This window comes from Vibrio sp. D173a (assembly GCF_030248475.1).
On the sequence record NZ_JAHGAH010001074.1, the window covers coordinates 1 to 743 of the forward strand.

The 743-nt window shown below is 40.9% G+C and carries 2 protein-coding genes; one reads left to right on the forward strand and one right to left on the reverse strand.

The window, feature by feature from the left end; all coding sequences use genetic code 11:
* Nucleotides 1-429: nuclear transport factor 2 family protein (locus KIV40_RS31380; RefSeq protein ID WP_285353212.1), on the reverse strand; the 429-nt coding region annotated here is incomplete at its 3' end.
* 150 nt (nucleotides 430-579) lie between these two features.
* Here KIV40_RS31380 and KIV40_RS31385 point away from each other — a divergent pair.
* Nucleotides 580-743, forward strand: a 164-nt coding sequence (locus tag KIV40_RS31385; protein ID WP_285353213.1) for a helix-turn-helix domain-containing protein, incomplete at its 3' end; no start/stop codon positions are given.

A 743-nucleotide genomic window follows, 5' to 3' on the forward strand; every position in this document is an offset into this window, starting at 1 on the left:
CAAGCGCCACTTATCAATAATGTTCATCCCTTTTTCGTCGTTACCTCTGTCTTCTGCGTTTAATGTCGCGTGAGAGTGGAAAATAACGTAGTCACCATCAACGTAGATGTGTTTTACGTCATAGGTATAGTCTGGGTACTCCTCAACGAACTCTTGTAGAAAGCCAACAAGGCCCGTAATTTTGTCTGGAAGATTTCGGTTGTGTTGAATGTATGAGCTGTCGTTGTAATGAGTTAGAACATAATCAAAATCATGATTGTTCATTATGTTCTGAACAAAGTCGGTAATGATCCTCGCATTGTTGAGCTCTTGCTCAGACCAATTGGATTTTTTTAGTGAAGGTAGGTCGATAATGATTTTATCTGAAGCCTGTGCGTAAGCAGCCGTGCTTGCCAATAAAAGGATAAATGAGGTCAGTGCTTTTAACATGGTTCACTCCGTTGTTTTTCTTACCTAGGTATACATTGATAACCATAGTAATTAATAGTAACCTACTGTACAAGAACGCACCGAAACATGCCCTAGGCACATTTTGGTAACCTATGGAGACAAATTCACCTTACTAGAGTGGAGTAACTGATGGCGAAGCCAAAGTCAGATAGACGGATTTTTCATAACAATGAAGACTGCCCAATTCGAAACGTGGTCGCACATATCGGTGACAAATGGTCGTTGTTGATTTTGTTTGCGCTGGTGGATGGGGAAGACCGCTTCAATTCCCTTAAATCACGAATCGAAGGTAT